This is a genomic window from Ectothiorhodospira sp. 9100 (assembly GCF_022227565.1).
Classification (GTDB): Bacteria; Pseudomonadota; Gammaproteobacteria; order Ectothiorhodospirales; family Ectothiorhodospiraceae; genus Ectothiorhodospira; species Ectothiorhodospira marina.
Genome location: NZ_JAJNAN010000037.1, coordinates 1 through 22,130, shown reverse-complemented (window position 1 = coordinate 22,130; position 22,130 = coordinate 1). Strand labels below are relative to the sequence as shown.

Genomic DNA, 22,130 nt, shown 5'->3' with positions numbered 1-22,130 from the left:
TATCCGTCGCCCCAGGGCTTGGGGGCGGCCCAAATCCCTGTGCCCAGGGCAGGATGGTTGGACTAGAGCGCCATAGAATGGGAAAATCCCGCCAACACTCCCACCCCCCAGGATGACCCCCCGATGCCTGCCCAGATCATCGATGGCCGCGCCACCGCAAAAACCGTTCAAGAAGAGGTCCGCCAGGCGGTGGAGGCGCGCGTTGCGGCGGGCCAGCGCCCGCCCGGTCTGGCAGTGGTGTTGGTGGGCGACGACCCGGCCTCCCAGGTCTATGTGCGCAACAAGCGTCGTGTGTGCGACGCCGTTGGCATGGTCTCCCAGTATTTCGACCTGCCGGACAACGTCTCGCTCGGCGACCTGCTGGACGTGATCGATGACCTCAATGCCGACCCCAATATGGACGGCATCCTGGTGCAATTGCCGCTGCCCCGGCATATCGACCCGGAGCAGGTGATCGAGCGCATCGACCCCGCCAAGGATGTGGACGGCTTTCATCCCTACAACATGGGTCGCCTGGCCCTGCGCGTGCCCCGCCTGCGCCCCTGCACCCCCTACGGCGTGAAACGCCTGCTGGACGAGACCGGGGAGACCTACAAGGGGCGTCACGGTGTGGTCATTGGCGCCTCCAATATCGTCGGTCGGCCCATGGCCCTGGAGCTGATGCTGGCCGGTGCCACGGTGACCGTCTGCCATCGCTTCACCCACGACATGCCGGTGCATGTGGGACGGGCGGATATCCTGGTGGCCGCCGCCGGGCGCCCGGGCCTGATCCAGGGCGACTGGATCCGCGAGGGCGCCACGGTGATCGATGTGGGCATCAACCGCCAGGAGGATGGCAGCCTGGTGGGCGATGTACAGTTCGATGCAGCCGCCGAGCGTGCCGCCTGGATCACGCCCGTTCCGGGTGGGGTGGGCCCCATGACGGTGGCCATGCTCATGAAGAACACCCTGCAGGCCTGCGAGGCCTCGGAGAAGGCGGGTATCTGTTTTTCGTGAAATCCCGATGGCAACACTGGGGCTTTGCATCGGCGCAAGGGCTTTGCTAGAGTCCCGATGAAGAGGAAATGAAGCGATGCGCCATCCCCACGCACAATCCGGCTTCGTTACGAGCGTCCCGCTCCGGGACGCCTCGCTGGCCCGTGCCTCCTGCCTGCCTCTGCTGACCCTGCCGCGACTGCCGCGCTAGCGGCGACCACTTCGCCTGGCGAGGCCAAACGCACCCTAACGCAGGAATGACCGGCCCCAACCAGGGCCCGGGTCAGTGTAGAATTCCTACCCAAACACGCGGACGGCAGCGGCCGTTCCTTGGGAGTTCAGAGACATGGCAGGCAAAGAAAAACTCTTCATTTTCGACACCACCCTTCGCGACGGCGAACAGAGCCCCGGTGCTTCCATGACCCGAGAGGAAAAGGTCCGCATCGCCAAGGGTCTGGAAAAGATGCGCGTGGACGTGATCGAGGCGGGCTTCCCGGCTGCCAGCATCGGTGACTTCGAGTCCGTGCAGGCGGTGGCCCGGGCGGTCAAGGAAAGCACGGTCTGCGGCCTGGCCCGCGCCAAGGAGGCGGACATTGATCGAGCTGGTGAGGCCCTGCGCGATGCCAACTCCGCCCGCATCCACACCTTCCTGGCCACCTCGCCCATCCACATGCAGCACAAGCTCAAGATGACCCCCGGTCAGGTGGTCGAGCAGGCCGTCCTGGCCGTGCAGCGTGCCCGCCAATGGACGGACAACGTGGAGTTCTCCCCCGAGGATGCCGGCCGCTCCGAACTCGACTTCCTCTGCCGGGTGATCGAGGCAGTGATCGATGCGGGTGCCACCACCATCAACATCCCGGACACCGTGGGCTACAACATCCCCCAGCAGTTCGGCGAATTGATCAAGAACCTGCGTGAGCGGGTGCCCAATGCCGACAAGGCCGTCTTCTCCGTGCACTGTCACAACGACCTGGGCGTGGCCGTGGCCAACTCCCTGGCCGCCGTGCTCAATGGTGCACGGCAGGTGGAATGCACCATCAACGGTCTCGGCGAGCGTGCCGGCAATGCCGCCCTGGAAGAGGTCGTCATGGCGGTGCGCACCCGTCAGGATGTCTTCCCCTGTGACACCACCCTGGACACCACCCAGATCGTACCCTGTTCGCGGCTGGTCTCCACCATCACCGGTTTCCCGGTGCAGCCCAACAAGGCCATTGTGGGCGCCAATGCCTTTGCCCATGAGTCGGGCATTCATCAGGATGGCGTGCTCAAGCACCGCGACACCTACGAGATCATGCGGGCTCAGGATGTGGGTTGGTCGGACAATCGGATCGTGCTTGGCAAGCATTCAGGCCGTAACGCCTTCCGCACCCGTCTCAAGGATCTGGCCATTGATTTCGAGTCCGAGGAGGAATTGAACGAGGCCTTCGCCCGGTTCAAGGAACTGGCGGACAAGAAGCACGAGATCTACGACGAGGATCTCCAGGCCCTGGCCACCGAGGCCGCCATCGCCATGGAATACGAGCGGGCCAAACTGGTGTCGCTGCGGGTGTGCTCGGAGACCGGCGAGACGCCGGTGGCCCAGGTGACGGTGAATGTGGAGGGCGAGGAACGCCACGGTGAGGCCGAGGGCAGTGGTCCGGTGGATGCCGCCTTCAAGGCCATCGAAACGGTGATGCACAGCGGCACGCAACTGCTCCTGTACTCGGTGAACAACATCACCAGTGGCACCGATGCCCAGGGTGAGGTGACCGTACGCCTGGAGAAGGCCGGGCGCATCGTCAATGGACAGGGGGCCGATACGGACATCGTCATCGCCTCGGCCAAGTCCTACCTGAACGCGTTGAACCGCCTCGTGACGCCCGATCATCGGGCTCATCCCCAGCGCGGAGATGTCTGATCAAGGCCAGGTCATGGATGAAGCCCGGCGACGGCAGTACCTGAAGGCGATGGGGATACAGGTCTGGGTACCGCGCCGGGAACCGGAGGCGAGCCTGGATCTGTCTCCTCCAGAGCCAGTGGCCATGCCGCCTGCTTCGACACCGGTGCCGGAGCAGGCGGCAGCTGTGGAGGTGCCACCCGTGGTGATGGATGCCTCCGTGGGACGTGAATCGCCCCCGGAGCCGGAGATGCCGCCCTGGCTGGACGAAGCGCCGTGGCCCGACGAGGCCTATGAGCCGGTGATGCCCTCGGGTGAGGGCTACGATGAGCCTGATCTCCCTGAGCCGGACGATGGGGTGTCCACCCTGGATTGGGAGGGGCTGGCTGCCCGGGTGGCCCAGTGCACCCATTGCAACGAGCTTGTGCAAACCCGCACCCAGACTGTGTTCGGGGTGGGTGACCGCCAGGCCGATTGGCTGTTTATCGGTGAGGCCCCCGGTGCCGAGGAAGATCGTCAGGGCGAGCCCTTTGTGGGGCGGGCCGGCAAGTTGCTGGACAGCATGCTCGCCGCCCTGGGCAAGAAACGGGGGGAGGGCGTGTACATCGCCAATATCCTCAAGTGTCATCCACCTCGTAACCGGGATCCCTCCCCCGAGGAGGCCCGTGCCTGTCGGGCCTATCTGGATCGCCAGATCCAGTTGATCCGTCCGAAGATCCTGGTGGCACTTGGGCGGGTGGCCGCCCAGAATCTGCTGGATACCGGGGACGCCCTGGGCAGCTTGCGCGGTCGTGTGCTGGAGTACCGGGGTATCCCGGTGGTGGTGACCTACCACCCGGCGTATCTGCTTCGCCGCCCCTCGGAAAAGCGCAAGTCCTGGGAGGATCTGTGCCGGGCCATGGACCAGATGCAGGCCGAACAGCCATCATGAACGCGGTCACTGCCCCCAACCTGGCGTTGCGCCCCATGGTACGCAATGACGTGCCACGGGTGATGGAGGTGGAGCCTCGGGCGTATCCGTATTCATGGACCGAGGCCATCTTCCGGGACTGCCTGCGGGTGGGCTATTCCTGTTGGGTGCTGGAGGACGCCGGCACCGGCCATCTCATCGGCTATGGGGTCATGTCCATGGCGGTGGGAGAGTGCCATGTGCTCAACCTGACCGTGCGCCCGGAGATGCAGGGGCAGGGTCTTGGACGCCATCTGCTGCGGTCCTTTCTGGATCTGGCCAGGGAGCGACGTGTGGAGACGGTCTTCCTGGAGGTGCGCCCCTCCAATGTCCCGGCGCTGGCCCTTTATCGCACCGAGGGCTTCAACGAGGTGGGCTTGCGACGCGGTTATTATCCCGCCGCCCACGGTCGGGAGGATGCCCTGGTGATGGCCATGCAGCTGTAGAAAAAATGAAAAAATGGGGACAGACCCCTTTTGGGCCTGCGGCCGAAAAGGGGTCTGTCCCCATTTTTTCTTTCACTGGCCCCGCAGCAGCGTTTCCAGCACGCTCAGGAAGTGCTCCACGTCCAGGGGCTTGGTCAGGTATTCATCAAAGCCGACGCTGATGCCACGCTCCACATCCCGTTCGGTGGCGAAGGCTGTCAGGGCCATGACCGGGATGGCAGCGGTGGCCGGGTTGGCGCGTAGCTGCTTGAGTACCTGATAGCCGTCCAGTTCAGGCATGTTGATGTCCAGCAGGATCAGGTTGGGCGTGTGGGCAGCAGCCAATTCCAGGCCCAGGCCCGGGTTGGGTGCGCTGAGCAGGCGCAGTTGGGGGCGCCGGGTGAGGATCTGCGCCACCAGGCGCAGATTGGCCGGATTGTCGTCGATATGCAGGACGGTGTGGGTTCGGGTTGCATCCTCCTTTGATCCGGGGTGGCTCTGTGTCTCCATGCGGCTCACCTCGACGGACTCACGAACACCCTGGGGCAAGCGCACCCAGAAGGTGCTGCCTTCCCCAGGCTGGCTGTCCACGCCGATCTCTCCCCCCATGACCTCGATCAGCCGACGACTGATGGCCAGCCCGATGCCTGTCCCCTCCACGCCCTCGGTACAGCCTTCCAGCCGGGTGAAGGGCTGGAAGAGTTGGTCCAGCTTGTCCGGGGGGATACCCTTGCCAGTGTCGGTCACGCTGATGCGCAGCCAGTCCGCCTTCTCATCGCCGCGGATGTCCAGACGCACATCGCCGCCATCCCGGTTGTACTTGATGGCGTTGGAAAGCAGATTGATCATCACCTGCTTGAGGCGCATCCGGTCGGCCAGGGCCACCCGGTCCGTGTGCGGCCCCGGGTCGATGCGGATCTGTCGGGCGTCGGCCAGGGGGGTGACCAGCATCAGGCATTCGCCCACCAGTTCTTGCAGCGGAATGTTCTCAATGGATAACTCCACCTGGCCGGCCTCCACGCTGGACAGGTCCAGCACCTCATTGATGAGATCCAGCAGGTGGCGACCGCCCTTGAGGATCTCGCGCACACTGTCCGTCTGGAGCTCGTCCAGGGTAGGGTCGGTTTCCAGCAACTGGGCAAATCCCAGCACGGCGTTCATGGGTGTGCGCAACTCATGGCTCATGTTGGAGAGAAACTCCGACTTGGCCTGGCTGGCCCGCTCGGCCTGCTCCTTGGCTCGGCGCAGGTCTTCCTCTGCCTGCTTGCGGTCGCTGATGTCCTTGTGGCTGACCACCAACTGCCGGCTGGATGCCGGCCCACCATCCAGGGGGTTGGCCAGCACCAGGAAGGCCGCACCCTCCATCTGATACTCATCCTCGAAGTGCTGGGCCTCGCCACGCAGCACCTGGCGGATTCCTTCCGCGATCCGTTGCGCCTCCCGGGCCGCCTTGCCCTGAACTGCGCCACACAGGGAAAGATAGTTGATGCCCTGTCCCACCGGGTCCTGGGCGCCTTCATGGTGGCGGCCAAAGTCATCCCAGGCACCATTCACGGCAATGATCCTGCCCTCGTGATCCAGCACGCAGATGCTGGAGCGCAATGAGTCGATGATGGCCTGGGTGAAGGCCAGTGTTCTGGCCTCGCGTTCCTGGGCTGCGGCCTCGATGGCGCGGCGCTTGCGTTCCCGTTCCATCTGGTGGAGGGCGTGGGAGATGTCCTCGACGATGCCCTGCAGCGATTGCAGTACATCCGCGGTGAACAGGCCCTTCTCGCGCCCCATGAAGCTGGCCAGGCCCAGCAGTTCGTCGCCCCGGAACAGCACAAAATGGACGCAGGTACGGATGCCGGTTCCAGCCGACCACGCCCGCCAGGCCTCGGGCGTATCGGGTGACTGGCAGTCCTTGCACAGCAGAGGGCGATCGTTCAGGCATTCCCAGGGGTTGCCCCGGAGCATCTCCCAGGTCTGTTGCAGAGGCAGCCCCTGGGCCTGCTCTTCACTCAGTCCGTGGACCACGGGTTTTTTCAGTTGGGCATCACCGCGGTGGCGCAGGCTGATGGCGCAGGCATCCAGCCCGCCCTGTTCCACGACGATGCAGGCCGTGCGATGCAGCAGGCGCCACTCATCATCGATGCGGTTGATGCATTGATTCACCTGGGTGCGGGTCGCATACAGGCGGAAGATTTGCTCCAGGCGTGACTGGGCCAGCTTGCGCTCGGTGATATCGCGATTGACGCCGCGCCGACCCAGGTAGGTGCCGTCGTTGTCCATGACCGGCTGACACTGGTGTTCGATCCAGCGAATCGCTCCATCGGGCCGATGCACCGCGAACTCCAGGGCTATGTGGGGCAGATCACTTTGCTGATGGGCCACTTCGTCGAGGTGCTTGCTCCAGCGCTGCGTATCCTCCGGAGTGAAAAGTGTGTCCATCATGTTCGGATCACGCAGGAAGGCTTCCGGGGGATGCCCACTGATGTCTTCACAGCCAGGGGATACGTAGACATAGCGGCCATCGGCCCCATACCAGTAGTCCCAGTCCGGCGAATGCTGGGCTGCAATCCGGTAGCACCGTTCACTCTCGCGCAGTTGCTCATGGGCGGTGCGCAACTCCTCCTCATGACGCACCCGCTCGGTGAGGTCCACCAGGGCGCAGGCAAACTCCAGATCCCGACCGTCCCTGCCCGGCAGTCGCGCCACATGCAATTCACCCGGGAAACGGTCTCGTTGCTCGGGACTGCCCGTAAAGCGGATCTCTGCCACTCGGGCCTGTCCCTCGAGCGCGGCCTGGCGCAGGGCCTTCTGGACGACGTTCTCGTGTTCCCGGTCCACCAGGCTGCACAGCCGCTGCCGCCGCAAGTGGCTCACATCCAGTTTGAACGCCCTGGCTGCCTCCTGATTGGCCTCCAGGATCATGCCCCCTTGATCCACCACCAGCGAGGCCATGGGCAGGCCACCAAAGAAGGCGGCGTAGTTTTCCAGCAACCGTTGAGTCAGGAACTGGGATTCGCGCAGTTCGGCGTTCTGGATTTCCAATTCTGATTCATACACGCTGAGGGTCTGGACCAATTGGGCCAGGGTCACCTCGCCCTGTTTGAGCAGTTCCTCGGCCTGTGCGAAATCGCCTTCCTGAACGGCGCGTTGGGCGCGTTTCAGGGCAGGGTGGGTCTGGGCGTCGTCTTGAGGCATCGCCAACAATGTGCAGGCCGCGCGGACACGGCATGGGCAGAGACCATCGCTTGGGCATGGCCCGTGGGCAGCCAGGGATCCTTTCATGGCGGGTGTCCGAGTTTACAGGGGGTGTGGGGGCGATACAATTCGCCCCGTGAGCGGCGCACTTCAGGCCTGTCCAGTGGCGTGCATTCCCGTGTCAACGCAATCCGCCCTGGTGCGTATTACCCCGTGAACACACCGGAAAAACTCCATGGGGAGACATGTCATGAACCGTAAGCCGACGCAACAATCCAGCCTCAACCTGCCCCGTTCCCTGCTTGCCGGGGCGGTGGCCCTGTCACTGGCCCTGGGGGGGATGGCTGTCGCCTCAGCCCAGCCAACGGGCAGCGATCGGCCATGTGTCGAACGAGGCGCACCGTGGGGCGACAAGGGCAGGGCCGAGTCCCGCCAGAATCTGGACCATGAACAGCGCCAGGCCCTGCGTGAGCAACGGGAGGAACGTCGCCAGGCCTGGGCCGATATGAGCGATGAGGAACGCCAGGCCTTGCGTGAACGGCGTAGCGAGCATCGCAAGGCCTGGCGGGAGATGGACGATCCTGATCGCCAGGCCCTGCGCGAAACGATGCAGGAACGCCGTCAGGCCTGGAATGATATGGACGAGGATGAACGCCAGGCCCTGCGTGAACGCAAGCAGGAGCGCCGCGCTGCCTGGGAGGCCAAAAGCCCTGAGGAACGCCGTGAGATGCGCGAAAGACTCCGGGACATGGATCCCGAAGCGCGCCGTGAATGGTTCCAGCAGCAACGCGGTTGATGCGGAGGCATGATGTCCACGCCCCTGGAAGCCTGGCCTGTGGATGAGGGGACGGTGTCCGCACCGGTCCCCGAGCCGAAATGCGCGGATGGCAAGGATGCCTTCCCGGTGGCCGTGACCCTGGAGGCATTCCTTGAAGGGGTGCAGAACCGGGCCGTGCGCATGGCTGCCCTGGCCCTGGGCGACCAGGAGGCCGCCCTGGACCTGGTTCAGGATGCCATGGTGGCGTTGATCGACCGCTACCGGGACCGGCCGCCGGAGGCCTGGGGGCCGCTGTTCTGGCGGATCCTGCAAAGCCGCATCCGTGATACCTACCGGCGTCGCCGGGTACGTCAGCGGGTGCTGGCAGTGCTGGGCTGGTCGGATGATGAAGACCGGGAGGATCCCCTGAATACCTTGCCGGATTCATTCACTCCAGGGCCTGACCAGGCCCTGGCCGATGGGCGGTTTGCTCAGGATCTGGAATCTGCCCTGCGCGCCTTGCCCCTGCGACAGCAGCAGGCCTTTTTGCTGCGTCACTGGGAGGGACTGGACACCTCTGCCACCGCTGCGGCGCTGGGTATCAGTGAAGGGAGTGTGAAGACCCATTTGTATCGAGCCCTGCAAAGCCTGCAGGGACATCTGGAGGCCTACCGATGAGCCCCGAACGGCATTCCCCCGCGCACCGCGCCCCGGAAAAAAACTCCCGGGCAGTGGTGGACGATTCTGCCGCACTGCTGGAGCGGGTGCGCCATACACTGGACGATCAGGCCACATTGACCGGGTTCGAGCAGGCCCGCCTGCGTCATGCCCGTCGCCAGGCGCTGTCCTCGTCCCGGCACCCTGTGCCCTCTCGCTGGTTCCCCGCGGGTGGGCTGGCCCTGGCGGCTTCACTCATGCTCACGGTGGCGGTGTGGTTCGCCCTGGAGCCGGACGTGGGTCACGAGCCGCTGCCGGTGGCCCTGGCGGAGATGGAGGATGTGGAGTGGCTCATGGAGAGTGACGACCCTCTTTGGGTGGCGGATCTGGATGACCCGGCCTTTGTGCTCTGGGCCATGGAGGAGGGGCGGTGATGCGACCCATCTGGATCATCCCATGCCTGGTCCTGGTCCTGTGCCTGGCCTGGCCGGTTACGCATCTGGCCGCAGATCCACGGCCGGAAGCGCCGCCCTGGTCCGAACTCAGCCGCGACCAGCAGGCGGTGCTCGAACCCCTGGCCGAGGACTGGAACGATCTGCCTGAACGGCGCCGTGCCCACCTGTTGCACATGGCCGAGCGCTGGAAGGGGATGGACGCGGACGAGCGGGCGGACCTGACCCACAGGCTGGAGCGCTGGCAGGCCATGTCGCCGGAGGAGCGTGAACGGGTGAAGTCCCACGCCCGGCATCTGCGCTCCTTAAGTCCCGAGGAGCGCCAGGAGCTGCGGCAGCGCTGGGAGCGCTATCGGGACCTGCCGGATGAGAAGCGGGAGCGTTTGAAGGCGCGTTGGCGGGAGATGACACCGGATGAGCGTGAGGCGTGGCGGGAGCGGCGGGGGCGTCATACCCCTCACCCCAACCCCTCTCCCCGTTGGGGAGAGGGGCTCTGAACGCCCTTCTCCCCAACGGGGAGAAGGGCGGGGATGAGGGGGGCGGAGGGCACGATCACCTGGCAACCACTCACCCATTACAGTCCCCCTCCCACATCCCGTACAATGCAGGGTTTTACCCAGGTCGATCCTCACTCATGCCGTCCAGACACACCACAGAAACCGCCCGCCGGCGCACCTTCGCCATCATCTCCCACCCGGATGCCGGTAAGACCACCGTCACCGAAAAGCTGCTGCTCTATGGGGGTGCCATCCAGCTGGCCGGTACCGTGAAGGGCCGCAAGTCGGATCGCCACGCCACCTCCGACTGGATGGAACTGGAAAAACAGCGCGGCATCTCCGTGACCTCCTCGGTGATGCAGTTCCCCTACAAGGAGCGCATCGTCAACCTGCTGGACACCCCGGGTCACCAGGACTTCTCCGAGGATACCTATCGCACGCTGACCGCCGTGGACTCGGCGCTGATGGTCATCGACGTGGCCAAGGGTGTGGAGGAGCGCACCATCAAGCTCATGGAGGTGTGCCGCCTGCGGGACACCCCCATCATGACCTTCATCAACAAGCTGGACCGGGAGGGTCGCGAGCCCATCGAGCTCATGGATGAGGTGGAGGATGTGCTCAAGATCCCCTGCGCGCCCATCACCTGGCCCATCGGCATGGGCAAGCGCTTCAAGGGGGTGTATCACCTCAAGCGGGATGAGGTGAATCTGTTCTCGCCCACCCATGGCGGCAAGATGAACGCCGGCGAGGTGATCAAGGGGCTGGACAATCCGCGCCTGGACGAGGTGCTCGGTGGCCAGGCCAAGGAGTTGCGTGAGGAACTGGAGCTGGTGATGGGGGCCTCCAACGAGTTCGATCTGCAGGCCTACCTGGAGGGGCGTCTCACGCCGGTGTTCTTCGGTTCGGCCATCAACAATTTCGGCCTGCAGGAATTGCTGGATGACTTCGTGGCATACGCCCCGCCGCCGCGCCCGCGCGCCACGGACTCCCGGGAGGTGTTGCCGGAAGAGGAAAAGTTCTCCGGGTTTGTGTTCAAGATCCAGGCGAACATGGATCCCCAGCACCGGGATCGCATCGCCTTCATGCGCATCTGCTCCGGCAGCTTCAAGAAGGGCAGCAAGCTGCACCATGTGCGCATTGGCAAGGATGTGCGCATCGCCGATGCCCTGACGTTTCTGGCCTCGGATCGGGAACACGCCGAGGAGGCCTTCCCCGGGGACATCATCGGCATCCACAACCATGGCACCATCCGCATCGGTGACACCTTTACGGAAGGTGAAAAGCTGGCCTTCACGGGCATTCCCAACTTCGCCCCGGAGCTGTTCCGGCGCGCCCAGCTGCGCGATCCGCTGAAGATGAAGCAGTTGCAGAAGGGCTTGCAGCAACTCTGCGAGGAGGGGGCCACCCAGTTGTTCAAACCGCTGAACAATAATGACCTGATCCTGGGGGCCGTGGGGGTGCTGCAGTTCGATGTGGTGGCCCACCGCCTGAAGAACGAATACAACGTGGATGCCGGTTTCGAGAACGTGAATGTGCAGACCGCCCGCTGGGTGACGTCCGAGGATGAGCGCAAGCTGGAGCAGTTCAAGGACAAGGCCTCCAGCAACCTGGCCATCGACCACGGCGGCGATCTGGTCTACATCGCCCCGACGCGCGTGAATCTGCAGATGGCTCAGGAAAAATGGCCTGAAATCGAGTTCAGCGCCACCCGGGAGCACGGTATCGCCAGTTGAAATCGGTGTGGGGGGCGGACGCTCAATCCGTCCCCTCGGCTCACCCTTGAGGTGCTGGCGCGCCCCGGAGGAGCCCTTCGGTACTCAAGTCCTCGTCCAGTTCGGGCCAGTGCATCCCGTAACCACCGCCGCAAATCTGCCAGTTCAATAGCTGCCCCCGGGAAGCCCTGGCCAAGCGGGGATACCATTCCAAGGGCACGGAAATCCGGCGGCCATCCTTCAGTGCGACCACCAGAAATTCGTCGGTGAAGTCGATCGACTCCACACGCTCATCCGCGTTAAGTGCCAAAGTACCCATGCCAGGCCTCCAGAAACGTGATCTGGTGAGATTCTACAATACCCCTGATCCTGCGTAATTCGCGTGATGTAAAGCCCATGTTTCTGGACAGGCCAACGGGACTCAGCCAGAACTTCGCCGAGCAGTCGTCACGGTCCACGTGAATATGCGGAGGTTCTCCGGGTTCATGGCTGTACCAGTAAAACCGGTAGGGTCCTTCTCTTCGAACGGTGGGCACTGATGTCTCCTTACGGGTGCACCAAACGGCCAGTTCGGCCGGTTCTGGTTACTCGATCCAATCCCTGATCTGCTGGTGAATCTGGGCCAGGGCGCTTTTTCTGATCTCATCGGGCATGGGAGTGGATCCCATCTGGATGCCGATGATGTGTACGGTTGGGGGCAGGACCCCCATGGCCTTGCCCAGGGCCAGTGCGCCCACGACGCCCAGGCTGTGACTGGAGACGGTGGTGTCCGGGTGGATCAGGTCGTCCATGGACAGGACATGTACCGTGCCTGGTGGTCCGCCGGCATCCATGGCATCCACCAGGATGACGGTGTGCTGCTCCTTCATGGCCTCGATCAGACCGGCACCGGGGCGGTCCAGGGTGAGTGTGTTCACGCCGGGGATGGAGGGTAGGGTGTCCACGGCCTCCCAGCCCAGGGTGTCCTCCCCAAAGGGGGAGCCGATGCCGATGATGAGTACCCCATCCTTACTCCTCCCCCCGATCCACCCGCACCTTCAGAAAATGCGTGGCACAGGAGATGCACGGATCATAATTGCGGATGACCATCTCCCCCCGCAGCTTCAGGGCGTCATCGTCGTGGTGCAATCCAAAGGCCTCCAGCGACTGGCGCAGATCCTCCTCCATGCGGGCCTGGTTCTGGGAGGTGGGGGGCACGATGCGGGCGGTGAGCACCTTGCCCTCATCGTCCACGCGGTAGTGATGCCATAGGATTCCCCGGGGGGCCTCGGTGGCACCGAAGCCTTCTCCGGCCCGGGGTTCCACCTGAGCATAAGGCGTGTCCGTGGGGGCATAGGCCTCCAGAAGACGGCGGGCCTCCTGCAGGGCCTCCAGCAATTCCACGGCGCGGGCGACCAGGGAGTGGAACATGTTCCGGCTGGGCCAGGTAAGCCCGGTGGCATCCAGCGCTGCCCGGGTACGGGGCGAGAGGCGATCCAGGTTCAGGTTCAGCCGGGCCAGCGGACCCACCAGATAGGGCTGCCCATCCAGGTGAGAATACAGCGCCGTGGAATGGGGTACGTGGCTCTCCACGAAATGATCCGCATAGTCATCCGCCGATATGTCCAGCCCTTGATCGGAGACGATACGCCCGGCATACATGGGGTAGTCATCATTATGCCGCAGGGCCACATTGGTGAAGCTCTGCTCGTCCACGGGCAGATCCAGCCCGGCGGTGAAGCCCACCAGGGCCTCGGCGTCGTCCAGGGCCGCTTCCAGCCGATTCCCCAGGGCCCGGGCATCCTCCAGCGACGGGGCGTGATGGAAGCCACCCACCCGCACCCCCACCGGATGCACCGAACGCCCCCCCAGGAAACGGATCAGATCATTGCCCAGCTTCTGCAGGGCCAGCCCCCGGTGTACCGCCTCGGGGTGGTCCTTGGCCATGGCGATGGCATTGTCATAGCCCAGAAAGTCGGGCAGGGCCAGCAGGTGCACATGCAGGGCATGGCTCTGAATCCACTCACCGCAGTACATCAGGCGCCGGTTTTGCAGCACCCACTCGGAGGACTCCAGGCCAAAGGCCTGTTCCAGGGCCTGCACGGCGCTCATCTGGTAGGCCACCGGGCAGATGCCGCAGATGCGGGCCACGGTGTCGGGCACCTCGCGCCAGCTGCGCCCCTCCAGGAATTTCTCGAAATACCGGGGAGGTTCAAAGATCCGCAGGCGCAGCGCCTCGATGCGACCGTCCCGGGCCTTGAGTTCCAGGGCGCCTTCGCCCTCCACCCGGGCCAGCACCGGGACCTCAATACGGATGTCCCGCTTGTGGGGTGCGTCCTGACTCATGGGGTGCCCTGATCCCAGTCCAGGCCTTCCTCGAGAAACCCCGGGGCCTGGCTGTTGATGAAGTGAAAGCGCCGGGCGATGTCCTCGGGCATCAGCCCCAGCCCCTGAAAGCGCCGGGCCAGCGGTGCGGTGTTGGGGTTTTCCGCCGGCCCGAAGCAGCCATAGCAGTCACGTCCGAAGGCGGGGCAGATGGCCCCGCAGCCGGTACGGGTGACCGGCCCCAGACAGGGTGTGCCCCGGGTCACCAGGACACAGACGATGCCCTGGCGCTTGCAGGCCTGACAGACCTTCTCGTTGTCCACGAACGGCAGGGCGCCGAACAGCAGTCGGCGGATGGCGGTGAACACCTGCTGGGCATTCACCGGGCAGCCCCACAGTTCCAGGTCCACCTTCACCTGGGCGGAGATGGCGCTGGCCGTATCCAGGCTCTCGATGAATTCGGGCCGGGCATAGATGGCCCGGGTCCAGTCACCCACGCCCTGGGCATTGAAGTTGCGCAGGGCCTGCAGCCCGCCGGCGGTGGCGCAGGCGCCGATGCTGATCAGATAACGGGCACTCTCCCGCACCCGCCGGATGCGCACCGCCTCCTCCTGTGTGGAGATGCTGCCTTCCACGAAGGCGATATCTACCGGGGCGTCCGGGTCCATGGGGCCGGCCTCGGCGAAATGCACGATGTCCACCAATTCGGCCAGTTCCAGCAGGGCCGGGCCGGCATTGATGAAGGCCAGCTGACAGCCGTCGCAGGAACTGAACTTGTGAACCGAGACCCTGGGTTTCATCAAAAGCCCTCCCGGTCGATCCAGTCGGCGATGTCCGGATAGCGGAACACGGGGCCGTCCTGGCAGATGAAGTGAGGCCCTACCTGGCAATGCCCGCAGTGACCGATGCCACACTGCATGTTGCGCTCAATGCTCAGCCAGATGTGGAAGGGGTCCACGCCCTGCGCCAGTAGCCGGGGTATGGCGGCCTTCATCATGGGCTCGGGTCCGCAGAGCACGGCCACCGTATCCTCGGGCGGGATGTTGGCGCGCTCCATCAGCACCGTGACATTGCCCACGCTGAAGGGCCATTGGGGGCCGCCCTGGTCCGCCGCCAGCAGCACCTGGACATCCCGGATCTTCTCCCACGCCTGGTACTGGCGTCGCCAGATCAGATCGTGGCTGTGTTTCACACCCTGGAGGATGGTGATCTGCCCGTAGTCATCGCGGCGGCGCAGCATGTAGCGGATCATGGAGACCACCGGTGCACAGCCCAACCCACCGCTGATGACCACCACATTGCGACCCTGGGCCGCCTGCAGCGGCCAGCCCCGTCCATAGGGTCCGCGCAGGCCCAGGGTGTCGCCCACCCGCAGGCGCTCAAGCCCGTGGGTGACCCGGCCCACGGCACGGATGGTGTGCTCCAGCGGGTCGTCGTCATCCGGGTCGGAGACGATGGAGATGGGCACCTCGCCCACGCCGAACAGGTAGAGCATGTTGTACTGCCCCGGATAGGAGCGGTAGGCAGCGCGGATACCGGGGTCCACCAGTTCCAGCTTGAGGGAGAAGATGTCGCGGGTTTCCTGCACGCGGCTGGTGATGCGGGCCTCCCAGGGCAGGTCCGTGGGCTCACGCATCGGGGGTCTCCTGCAGCAGGGCATGGGCCTCGGCGGTGATGTCGATGCCCACCGGGCACCAGGTGATGCAGCGCCCACAGCCCACGCAGCCGCTGCGACCGTACTGCTCATGCCAGCTGCCCAGCTTGTGGGTGAGCCACTGGCGATAACGCAGCCGGGTGTCGGAGCGCACGATGAAATGCCCCATGAAGCTGTGCTCGGCGTTGAAGCAGGAACTCCACTGGCGCAGGTGTTCGGAGCTCTGCCCGTTGAGGGCCGGTTCGTCCATTTCCATGTGACAAAAGCAGGTGGGGCACACCGCCGTGCAGTTGCCGCAGGACAGGCAGCGCTCGCCCACGTCCGCCCAGTGCCCGGCCTGAAGCCGCTCATACAGGGCCTGTTTGAGATGGCGCCCGGGCAGGGCGCGGCCCTGGCGCAGGGTTGCCTGGTGGGTCTCCCTTTCGGCGGCGCGCTGCTGTGAGGCGGTGGCCTCATCCAGGTCGAGACGTTCCAGCAGCGTCCTCCCGGCCTGGGTGCCGGCCCAGAGCAGATAGCCATCGTCCAGCTCGGCCATGCCCAGGTCATGGCCCCGGGTGATGGCCGGACCATCGCCGGTGGAGGCACAAAAACAGGTGTCGGCCGGGTGGGCGCATGAGACGCCCACCAGGAACAGCGCCTCGCGCCGCTTGCGGAACCAGGGGTCGGGAAACCGCCCGTGCATGAAATGCCGCTCCTGCAGGTCCAGGGCGGCCAGGTCGCAGGGGCGTACGCCGATCACCGCTGTGGGCTCGGGATCATCCTGGGCGGATTCAAACGACAGTGCCCCATCGGGCGAACGCTGTGCCCGCCAGATGATCTCCCGAGGCGTGAACGTCAGGGGCTTGAGGGCCTGAGGACCATTGGCCCAGGCGAAGCAACGGGGGTCGTCCCGCTGTTGCAGGCGGTAGCTGCCTGGTTGTTGCACGTCGCGCATGCCGGCGGGCAGATCCTCCCAGCGCTGGACCGGCTGGAACAGCAGGGTGCCCTCCCGGGCTACCGGGCCCAGGATGCGGTCAAAGCCGGCGCCCTTGAGGGCCTCCACAAGGCGGTTGGCCTCGGTGCGTGGGAGAAAGACGGAGTGCTCGTCCATGGGGAAAGGTTAGCTCAAAAGCGACGGCAAGGGGACGGGCCCGTCCCCTTGCCCCCCAGTGCGCCTTGATCCGGGTCAAGGAGGCGGCAGCCCCCGGCTCCGGATACTGCGCCCCTCAAGCCTATCCCCCCAAGCCAGCCCCTGGAGTACCGCCATGAACTGCAATCAATGTGAACAGACCTTCCGGCAGACCGCCTGCGTGACCTCCCCCGGCACTTGTGGCAAGGATGAGGACATGCACTCCCTGCAGGAATTGCTGTTGTACGGCCTCAAGGGCATGGCGGCCTATGCGCATCATGCCCGCCGTCTGGGGCAGTCCGACCCGGAGGTGGCCGCCTTCATGGAGGAGGCCCTGTTCGCCACCATGACCAATGTGAACTTCGACATGGAGTCCCTGCTGGAGCTGTGCCTGCGCTGCGGGCAGGTGAATCTGAAGGTGATGGAGATGCTGGACCGTGGGCATGTGGAAACCTTTGGCCAGCCGGCGCCGGCGACCGTGAAGGAGGGCACTCAAGCAGGCCCCGGCATTCTGGTGACCGGACACGACCTGCTGGATCTGTGGGACTTGCTCAAACAGGTGGAGGGGGCAGATATCAATGTCTACACCCACGGGGAAATGCTGCCGGCCCACATGTATCCCAGGCTGCATAACCACCCGAACCTGGCCGGTCATTTCGGTGGTGCCTGGCAGATGCAGAAGCGGGAGTTCGAGCAGTTCCCGGGACCCGTGCTGGCCACCACCAACTGCGTGCTCATCCCGCCGGAGAGCTACCGGGACCGCCTGTTCACCACGCGTGCCACCGCAGTACCTCAGGGGCAGCGGATCACCGACGAGGACTTCTCTGTCGTGATCGAGGCGGCACGTCGTTGTGAGCCCTGTGTCGACCACCCCAAGGGCGAATCCACCGTGGGCTTCCATCACAGCGTGCTGCTGTCCCATGCCGATACCCTGGTGGAGGCCGTCAAGGCCGGCAAGATCAGTCGGTTCTTCGTCATCGGCGGTTGCGACGGTGCGGCCAAGGGTCGCAACTACTTCAGTGATTTCGCTGCCGCCACGCCTGACGACAGCTTCATCCTCACTCTGGGCTGCGGCAAGTACCGCATCCGCGACCACGAATATGGCGAGCACCTGGGATTCCCGCGTCTGCTGGATATGGGGCAGTGCAACGATGCCTACGGTGCCATCCGCGTGGCCATCGCCCTGGCCGAGGCGTTTGAGTGCGAGGTGAGTGAGCTGCCCCTGAGTCTGGTAATCAGCTGGTTCGAGCAAAAGGCAGTGGCGGTATTTCTCACTTTGCTGAGCCTGAATGTGAAGGGCATCACCCTGGGGCCGAATCCGCCGGCCTTTGTCTCACCAAATGTTTTCGCGTTGCTCCAGGCACGTTACGAACTGAAACTGACCGGGGGCGATCCCCAGGGAGACGCAGCTCGCGCCGTGGCCGCGAGCTGTTGATGCCGCGCTCCGGGAAGTGTTTAAGACCTTCGAGCACTTCGTGCAGCAGGGCAACATCGGTCTGACGCTCTATCGGTTGCAAGGATCCTGATTCGCGCTGCCGCCCATGGTTGACAGTCAGACGACTTGAGCAATCCCTGTGAAAAGCGAACCATGGGAACCTGAGGGGCCTTTCGATCCGCCGGACGAGAGGCATTGATGATGCGAGGGGGTTCATATGGTCGGGATCAGGGCGGGTTGGACGGGTTCGTTGGCTGCGGGTCTTCTACTGGCGGCAGGACTGGCGTCCACGCAAGAAATCACCCAGGGTCGTTACCAGGTCCTGGAGTTGGAGGGGGATCTGGAATGGGCATCGGGCCCGCCGGAGTTGATCTCCATGGAATCCCGGGAGCAGGTGACCGTCCGGGCCCTGAGGGCCTTCGGTCGACTCCCCGAGGCGTATTCCCGTCTCGCCCTGGAGCTGCGTGGGCAGGGGGTGGACCTGTTCTCCGCCGGCCCGGCAGAGGTGCGCGAACTGCTGACAAGGGCCCGGTCCGGTGATCTGAACGTGGATCCCGACCGGCTGGAGGGACTGCTGGCCCTGCTGGAGGATCGGGATTACCTGGACTGGGCGCCCTTGAGTCCCGGAGACACGGTGACCCTGACGGATCAGACCCCTTTCCGGGGCCAGGGTGAGGTGGTGCTGGAGACCGAGTCCGGGGAGCGTCAACGATTCGCCACCCGGGAGGATGATCGTCCGGGTCTCCAGGAGGCACCGGCCGATGCGCTCGTATTGCCTGAACCCGTGGAGCAATGGTGGGCTCAGTGGAACCAGCGGCTTGAAGCGCTGCAGGGGCCACTGGCGTTTGATGCCCCGCCGGAACTGGTGCCGTTGGGCGATGGACGTTTCCAGACCCGCCTGGCTTCCGTGGCCGTGAGGATCCCCTGGCCCAGGGAGGGTTATGACGATTCCTGGATACCCCTGGATGGCGTGGCCGTCACGGTGGGGCCGTTTGAGGATGAACGCATCCCCTTCCAGGTGAGCCTGCCGTCAGAGGCATCGGTGGTGACTGAGGAGGGGGAACGCCTGGCCCGACTGGATCTCTCTGCCCCCCGCCTGGAGGGGCTGTGGGCGGATGATCTGGGCGTGATGCTGGAAACCCGCTTCACGATGGGGCCTTCCGCCATGACCGTGGGTTACGGTCCATCCCCGGATGCCGAGGTGGACCACCCGCAAGATCATGGCCGTCGATTCGATGCGGAATCCCCCCGCCGCATTGCCGTGGATGGCATGGACGTGATGCTTGATCTTCAGGACTCGGGAGCAGGCCTGTTCAGCGGCCCCCTGGCAATGGAAATCAAGGGTCTGGACATGGTCAGCATGACAGATCAGTCGATGGTGACGTTGGGCCGGTTGGCATTCAGGGTGGATTACCAGGGGATGGACCTGGCCGCCCTCGCGACGCTGAGCGAACACACCGCCACCCCCGAGCGATTGATGGAGCAGGATCCGGCAGAACTGCTGGCTGATACCCTGAAGGCGATGGGTGGATTCGAATCGGCATTTGAATTGTCGGAGCTTCTCATCAGTGGTCCGGAAGACCATCAATCCTTCCGTCTCTCCGGGGGGCGTGCCCAGACCGGTTTCGTGCCCTCAGCCAATGATGAACTGCATCGGGATCTGTGGGCCGGTATGTCGGTGAAAGGCTGGGCCTTCGAAGACGGCAATCGGCACGAGCAGGTGCAATTCAAGGCGGGCTCGGCGGCCATGGAAGGGCGTCTGGAAGGGGTGTCCCCCAAGGCGCTGCTGCATCTGGGCATGCAATCCATGATGACCGGCGAGGTTGAAGAGGATGTGGTGCTGGGCATGGCCCGAGAAATCCTTGGCGGATTGGCTCTGACCATGAGTCTGGATGATGCTCGGGGCGTGTTCATGGACGGCGAAGGCGAGATCCTGGACAGCGGCGATGTGAAGAACTTCCATCTGAACCTGGGCCTGGAGGAACTGGACGGGCCCGCACCCAGCCTGCATCTGGACTATGCCCACGGCGGGGTCGCGCCGTTTGCTGCTGCCATGCCCTCATTCCCCCATGAGTTATTTCCGGGTGGGGTGGCTCTGGTCGTGAAGGCCGACGGTTTACCATCGGGCTTCCTGGCCGATGCGGACGTGGTCGAAGGGCTGCGGACGGGGCGACTGGATCCGATGGGGGTCCTACTGGAACAGTTGGTGAATAACGCGTCGCGCCTGGATATTCCCGAGCTTGCCATTGAGTTTCCGGAGGGGCAGATCCGTGTCAGCGGTCAGGGCAGGGCACAGCAGGCGGATGAGGCCGGGCCGAACCGGGTATCGGGAGAATGGGATGTGAGCATCCATCATCTGGATGCCCTGGCAGAGCCTTTGCTGGCTACGGCGAGCGAGGAGGAGCGTCAGCAGATCAATGCCATGGTGGTGATGCTCAAGATGCTGGCGGAGACGCCCGAATCGGATGACCCTGGCAGCATCCATCAGTACCACATTCAGGCGAACAGTCTGGGGCAGATATGGGTCAACGGAAATGACCTGGCTCCGTTGCTGGAGGGTCTGAATCAGTGATACCGGACTGACGGACCATCTCCATCAGTTGGTGACGCCGGCATGCACCGGTCTTCAGATAGATCCGGTGCATGTAGGTCTTTACCGAGGATTCGGAAATGGCGAGGTGGGTGGCGATTTCCCGATAGGTCTTGTCATCCATGACCTGCTCCAGTACATGCTGTTCCTGTTCCGACAGGCGTTGTGCGATCCCTGGCGGGATGATTGGCGGTGGTGCGGTTTCCGGGGGATCACTTGGAGCCGATGATTCCGCTTCCCGGGTCTTGAACGGCATGTGCAGCAACAGGGCAGCCAGATTCAAGATGATCAGCGCGATGAAGATCAGTATTTCCGCAGCCCCGCCTACGCTCATGGCCAGCCATTTGCCCAGGACGATTCCCCCGCAGAGGGTACCCACGCCATAGCCGTAGGCCGTACTCACCGGATCGTGCATGAGGATTCGGGAAAGCAGGAACAGGTCCACCAGGCCGGCGGCGATCATCATGGCAAACATGGCGCCATGGATGCCCATGGCATGGGGAGAAATCTGCCAGAGTGCAAATGCGACCAGTGCGCCCAGTACGGCGGTCAGCATGGTGACGGTGGGCTGATAATGCCCCACCAGCCGGAGTCCCAGGATGGCCCCCACCCCATAGAACAGGACCTCCGTTCCCGGGAGGAGGGCCACCTGGCCGTAGGCGGGCAGGAGCCCCCCATACATGAGTCCGCTCACCACCTGGAATAGCAGCACGAAGGGAAGATAGCGCAGCAGTAGCCCCAGTGGCGTGGCATCCCCAGTGCCAGGAGCCTCAGCCCCCTCGCGCCGAGGGAACAGGCTGAGCAACCACACCGCCAGGAGCATCAGTTTCATGGGGCCGGTCAGTGGCGATGCGATCAGCGCCAGGGCCAGAAGATTACCGCCCGCCAGGGTGGCAACCGCCGTGGTGACGGGTTGTGCGGCCCCTTTGAGGTACTGGCCAATCCTCAGCGAGACCGGGACAGCGCCCAGTCCCAGCACGACCATCCAGAGTGCCGCCACCCTATCGGGTATCAGCGGCGATATCATTGTCAGCAAGCTGGTGATGACCACGCCCGCACGGCACAGCCTCTTGACAAGGGTAGGGGGCAGGCGCCTGGCCGCATAACCCAACGCCAGCAGGCCCAGAGTGTGCGGGATGAGGAACCAGAGCATCAGGTCGGCTTCACCCAAAAGCGCCCCCGACATGGGGAATGCCGTCAGCCAGGCCACGTACGAAGCGGTGCAACCGGCCACCCACCAATCGTTTTTTGCCAGCAACATCGCCTACTCAAATGACTGATTTGTCAGCAAGTCTACACCACGGTTGACACGACTCCAAAGCATGGTTGACACACTGACGACTGGTCAGCAACCCACCCAGGGGGGATGATGAAAGGCGTCGCCAGCGTTGCTTTCTGAGGAGTCGCCATGACCATCCCGGAAGTTCTCACCGCCAGAGGCCATGCGCTGTCTGGGTGTCTGCTGTTCTTGATGCTCTCCACCCTGGGGACGGCCCAGGCCGACCTCTCCGCACTGGAGGGGACGGTGGGGCATGCTCAGTCAAGCGGGGGCT

General features: G+C 64.3%; 20 protein-coding genes. 11 read left to right on the top strand and 9 right to left on the bottom strand.

Annotated features, from left to right (window positions below):
* Positions 1-123: 123 nt before the first annotated feature.
* The 4 genes from folD to rimI all read left to right on the top strand — a co-directional run bounded on the left by folD (position 124) and on the right by rimI (position 4,246).
* Complete coding sequence (gene folD, locus LPW29_RS11305; protein ID WP_090254848.1) at positions 124-996, top strand: bifunctional methylenetetrahydrofolate dehydrogenase/methenyltetrahydrofolate cyclohydrolase FolD; 873 nt, start codon at positions 124-126, stop codon at positions 994-996.
* Positions 997-1,321: 325 nt separating this feature from the next.
* Positions 1,322-2,872 (top strand): 2-isopropylmalate synthase, encoded by a 1,551-nt coding sequence (locus LPW29_RS11300; RefSeq protein WP_090254850.1) that lies wholly within the window; start codon positions 1,322-1,324, stop codon positions 2,870-2,872.
* Positions 2,865-3,782 carry a uracil-DNA glycosylase gene (locus tag LPW29_RS11295; protein WP_238628092.1) on the top strand — a complete coding sequence of 306 codons (918 nt, stop codon included), beginning with the start codon at positions 2,865-2,867 and terminating at the stop codon, positions 3,780-3,782. Before LPW29_RS11300 ends, LPW29_RS11295 begins: the two co-directional genes overlap by 8 nt.
* Entirely contained in the window at positions 3,779-4,246 is a 468-nt protein-coding gene (gene rimI / locus LPW29_RS11290) for a ribosomal protein S18-alanine N-acetyltransferase (protein WP_238628091.1), read from the top strand. Before LPW29_RS11295 ends, rimI begins: the two co-directional genes overlap by 4 nt.
* A 72-nt stretch (positions 4,247-4,318) precedes the next feature.
* Here rimI and LPW29_RS11285 read toward each other — a convergent pair whose 3' ends face one another.
* Positions 4,319-7,411, bottom strand: a complete 3,093-nt coding sequence (locus LPW29_RS11285; RefSeq protein ID WP_238628090.1) for an ATP-binding protein — start codon at positions 7,409-7,411, stop codon at positions 4,319-4,321.
* A 250-nt stretch (positions 7,412-7,661) separates the two neighbouring features.
* On the opposite strand from LPW29_RS11285, the gene LPW29_RS11280 reads away from it, so the two are divergent.
* The 5 genes from LPW29_RS11280 to LPW29_RS11260 all read left to right on the top strand — a co-directional run bounded on the left by LPW29_RS11280 (position 7,662) and on the right by LPW29_RS11260 (position 11,507).
* The gene (locus tag LPW29_RS11280) at positions 7,662-8,207 is read left to right on the top strand and encodes a hypothetical protein (protein WP_238628089.1); all 546 of its coding nucleotides are present in this window, start codon (positions 7,662-7,664) and stop codon (positions 8,205-8,207) included.
* A 9-nt stretch (positions 8,208-8,216) separates the two neighbouring features.
* Positions 8,217-8,846 (top strand): RNA polymerase sigma factor, encoded by a 630-nt coding sequence (locus LPW29_RS11275; RefSeq protein WP_274520331.1) that lies wholly within the window; start codon positions 8,217-8,219, stop codon positions 8,844-8,846.
* Positions 8,843-9,259, top strand: a complete 417-nt coding sequence (locus tag LPW29_RS11270; protein WP_238628088.1) for a hypothetical protein — start codon at positions 8,843-8,845, stop codon at positions 9,257-9,259. Before LPW29_RS11275 ends, LPW29_RS11270 begins: the two co-directional genes overlap by 4 nt.
* Entirely contained in the window at positions 9,259-9,774 is a 516-nt protein-coding gene (locus LPW29_RS11265) for a DUF3106 domain-containing protein (protein ID WP_238628087.1), read from the top strand. The genes LPW29_RS11270 and LPW29_RS11265 overlap by 1 nt, the downstream gene beginning before the upstream one ends.
* Positions 9,775-9,911: 137 nt before the next feature.
* On the top strand, positions 9,912-11,507 hold the full coding sequence (locus tag LPW29_RS11260; RefSeq protein WP_090254861.1) for a peptide chain release factor 3: 1,596 nt from the start codon (positions 9,912-9,914) through the stop codon (positions 11,505-11,507).
* A 40-nt stretch (positions 11,508-11,547) separates the two neighbouring features.
* Here LPW29_RS11260 and LPW29_RS11255 read toward each other — a convergent pair whose 3' ends face one another.
* The 7 genes from LPW29_RS11255 to LPW29_RS11225 all read right to left on the bottom strand — a co-directional run bounded on the left by LPW29_RS11255 (position 11,548) and on the right by LPW29_RS11225 (position 16,534).
* Positions 11,548-11,805 (bottom strand): DUF2442 domain-containing protein, encoded by a 258-nt coding sequence (locus LPW29_RS11255; protein WP_090254863.1) that lies wholly within the window; start codon positions 11,803-11,805, stop codon positions 11,548-11,550.
* A complete protein-coding gene (locus LPW29_RS15525; RefSeq protein WP_238628086.1) occupies positions 11,786-11,944 on the bottom strand; it encodes a DUF4160 domain-containing protein in 159 nt (52 codons plus the stop codon). The genes LPW29_RS11255 and LPW29_RS15525 overlap by 20 nt, the downstream gene beginning before the upstream one ends.
* A 126-nt stretch (positions 11,945-12,070) precedes the next feature.
* The gene (locus LPW29_RS11245) at positions 12,071-12,472 is read right to left on the bottom strand and encodes a hydrogenase maturation protease (RefSeq protein ID WP_338018693.1); all 402 of its coding nucleotides are present in this window, start codon (positions 12,470-12,472) and stop codon (positions 12,071-12,073) included.
* Positions 12,473-12,494: 22 nt separating this feature from the next.
* Positions 12,495-13,811, bottom strand: a complete 1,317-nt coding sequence (locus tag LPW29_RS11240; RefSeq protein ID WP_238628084.1) for a Ni/Fe hydrogenase subunit alpha — start codon at positions 13,809-13,811, stop codon at positions 12,495-12,497.
* On the bottom strand, positions 13,808-14,590 hold the full coding sequence (locus LPW29_RS11235; protein WP_090254871.1) for a sulfhydrogenase subunit delta: 783 nt from the start codon (positions 14,588-14,590) through the stop codon (positions 13,808-13,810). The genes LPW29_RS11240 and LPW29_RS11235 overlap by 4 nt, the downstream gene beginning before the upstream one ends.
* Positions 14,590-15,426, bottom strand: coding sequence for an FAD/NAD(P)-binding protein (locus tag LPW29_RS11230; RefSeq protein WP_090254873.1), 837 nt, complete (start codon positions 15,424-15,426; stop codon positions 14,590-14,592). Before LPW29_RS11230 ends, LPW29_RS11235 begins: the two co-directional genes overlap by 1 nt.
* Positions 15,419-16,534 carry a 4Fe-4S dicluster domain-containing protein gene (locus LPW29_RS11225; RefSeq protein WP_238628083.1) on the bottom strand — a complete coding sequence of 372 codons (1,116 nt, stop codon included), beginning with the start codon at positions 16,532-16,534 and terminating at the stop codon, positions 15,419-15,421. The genes LPW29_RS11230 and LPW29_RS11225 overlap by 8 nt, the downstream gene beginning before the upstream one ends.
* Before the next feature lie 154 nt (positions 16,535-16,688).
* Here LPW29_RS11225 and hcp point away from each other — a divergent pair, with 154 nt between their 5' ends.
* Positions 16,689-17,987, top strand: coding sequence for a hydroxylamine reductase (hcp, locus tag LPW29_RS11220; RefSeq protein WP_238628082.1), 1,299 nt, complete (start codon positions 16,689-16,691; stop codon positions 17,985-17,987).
* 250 nt (positions 17,988-18,237) lie between these two features.
* Positions 18,238-20,559 (top strand): hypothetical protein, encoded by a 2,322-nt coding sequence (locus LPW29_RS11215; RefSeq protein WP_238628081.1) that lies wholly within the window; start codon positions 18,238-18,240, stop codon positions 20,557-20,559.
* Here the strand turns inward: LPW29_RS11215 and LPW29_RS11210 are convergent.
* The gene (locus LPW29_RS11210; protein ID WP_238628080.1) at positions 20,513-21,838 is read right to left on the bottom strand and encodes a helix-turn-helix transcriptional regulator; all 1,326 of its coding nucleotides are present in this window, start codon (positions 21,836-21,838) and stop codon (positions 20,513-20,515) included. The two genes, LPW29_RS11215 and LPW29_RS11210, sit on opposite strands and share 47 nt — an antisense overlap.
* Positions 21,839-22,130: the final 292 nt, after the last annotated feature.

What these genes read in the sequence shown, in the direction of transcription:
- LPW29_RS11225 (WP_238628083.1), bottom strand. Translation starts at nt 16,534, where the DNA reads ATGGACGAGCACTCCGTCTTTCTCCCACGCACCGAGGCCAACCGCCTT.
- LPW29_RS11265 (WP_238628087.1), top strand. Translation starts at nt 9,259, where the DNA reads ATGCGACCCATCTGGATCATCCCATGCCTGGTCCTGGTCCTGTGCCTG.
- LPW29_RS11270 (WP_238628088.1), top strand. Translation starts at nt 8,843, where the DNA reads ATGAGCCCCGAACGGCATTCCCCCGCGCACCGCGCCCCGGAAAAAAAC.
- LPW29_RS11275 (WP_274520331.1), top strand. Translation starts at nt 8,217, where the DNA reads ATGATGTCCACGCCCCTGGAAGCCTGGCCTGTGGATGAGGGGACGGTG.
- LPW29_RS11230 (WP_090254873.1), bottom strand. Translation starts at nt 15,426, where the DNA reads ATGCGTGAGCCCACGGACCTGCCCTGGGAGGCCCGCATCACCAGCCGC.
- LPW29_RS11300 (WP_090254850.1), top strand. Translation starts at nt 1,322, where the DNA reads ATGGCAGGCAAAGAAAAACTCTTCATTTTCGACACCACCCTTCGCGAC.
- LPW29_RS11285 (WP_238628090.1), bottom strand. Translation starts at nt 7,411, where the DNA reads ATGCCTCAAGACGACGCCCAGACCCACCCTGCCCTGAAACGCGCCCAA.
- rimI (WP_238628091.1), top strand. Translation starts at nt 3,779, where the DNA reads ATGAACGCGGTCACTGCCCCCAACCTGGCGTTGCGCCCCATGGTACGC.
- hcp (WP_238628082.1), top strand. Translation starts at nt 16,689, where the DNA reads ATGAACTGCAATCAATGTGAACAGACCTTCCGGCAGACCGCCTGCGTG.
- LPW29_RS11210 (WP_238628080.1), bottom strand. Translation starts at nt 21,838, where the DNA reads ATGTTGCTGGCAAAAAACGATTGGTGGGTGGCCGGTTGCACCGCTTCG.
- LPW29_RS11295 (WP_238628092.1), top strand. Translation starts at nt 2,865, where the DNA reads ATGTCTGATCAAGGCCAGGTCATGGATGAAGCCCGGCGACGGCAGTAC.
- LPW29_RS11260 (WP_090254861.1), top strand. Translation starts at nt 9,912, where the DNA reads ATGCCGTCCAGACACACCACAGAAACCGCCCGCCGGCGCACCTTCGCC.
- folD (WP_090254848.1), top strand. Translation starts at nt 124, where the DNA reads ATGCCTGCCCAGATCATCGATGGCCGCGCCACCGCAAAAACCGTTCAA.
- LPW29_RS11255 (WP_090254863.1), bottom strand. Translation starts at nt 11,805, where the DNA reads ATGGGTACTTTGGCACTTAACGCGGATGAGCGTGTGGAGTCGATCGAC.
- LPW29_RS11280 (WP_238628089.1), top strand. Translation starts at nt 7,662, where the DNA reads ATGAACCGTAAGCCGACGCAACAATCCAGCCTCAACCTGCCCCGTTCC.
- LPW29_RS11235 (WP_090254871.1), bottom strand. Translation starts at nt 14,590, where the DNA reads ATGAAACCCAGGGTCTCGGTTCACAAGTTCAGTTCCTGCGACGGCTGT.
- LPW29_RS11240 (WP_238628084.1), bottom strand. Translation starts at nt 13,811, where the DNA reads ATGAGTCAGGACGCACCCCACAAGCGGGACATCCGTATTGAGGTCCCG.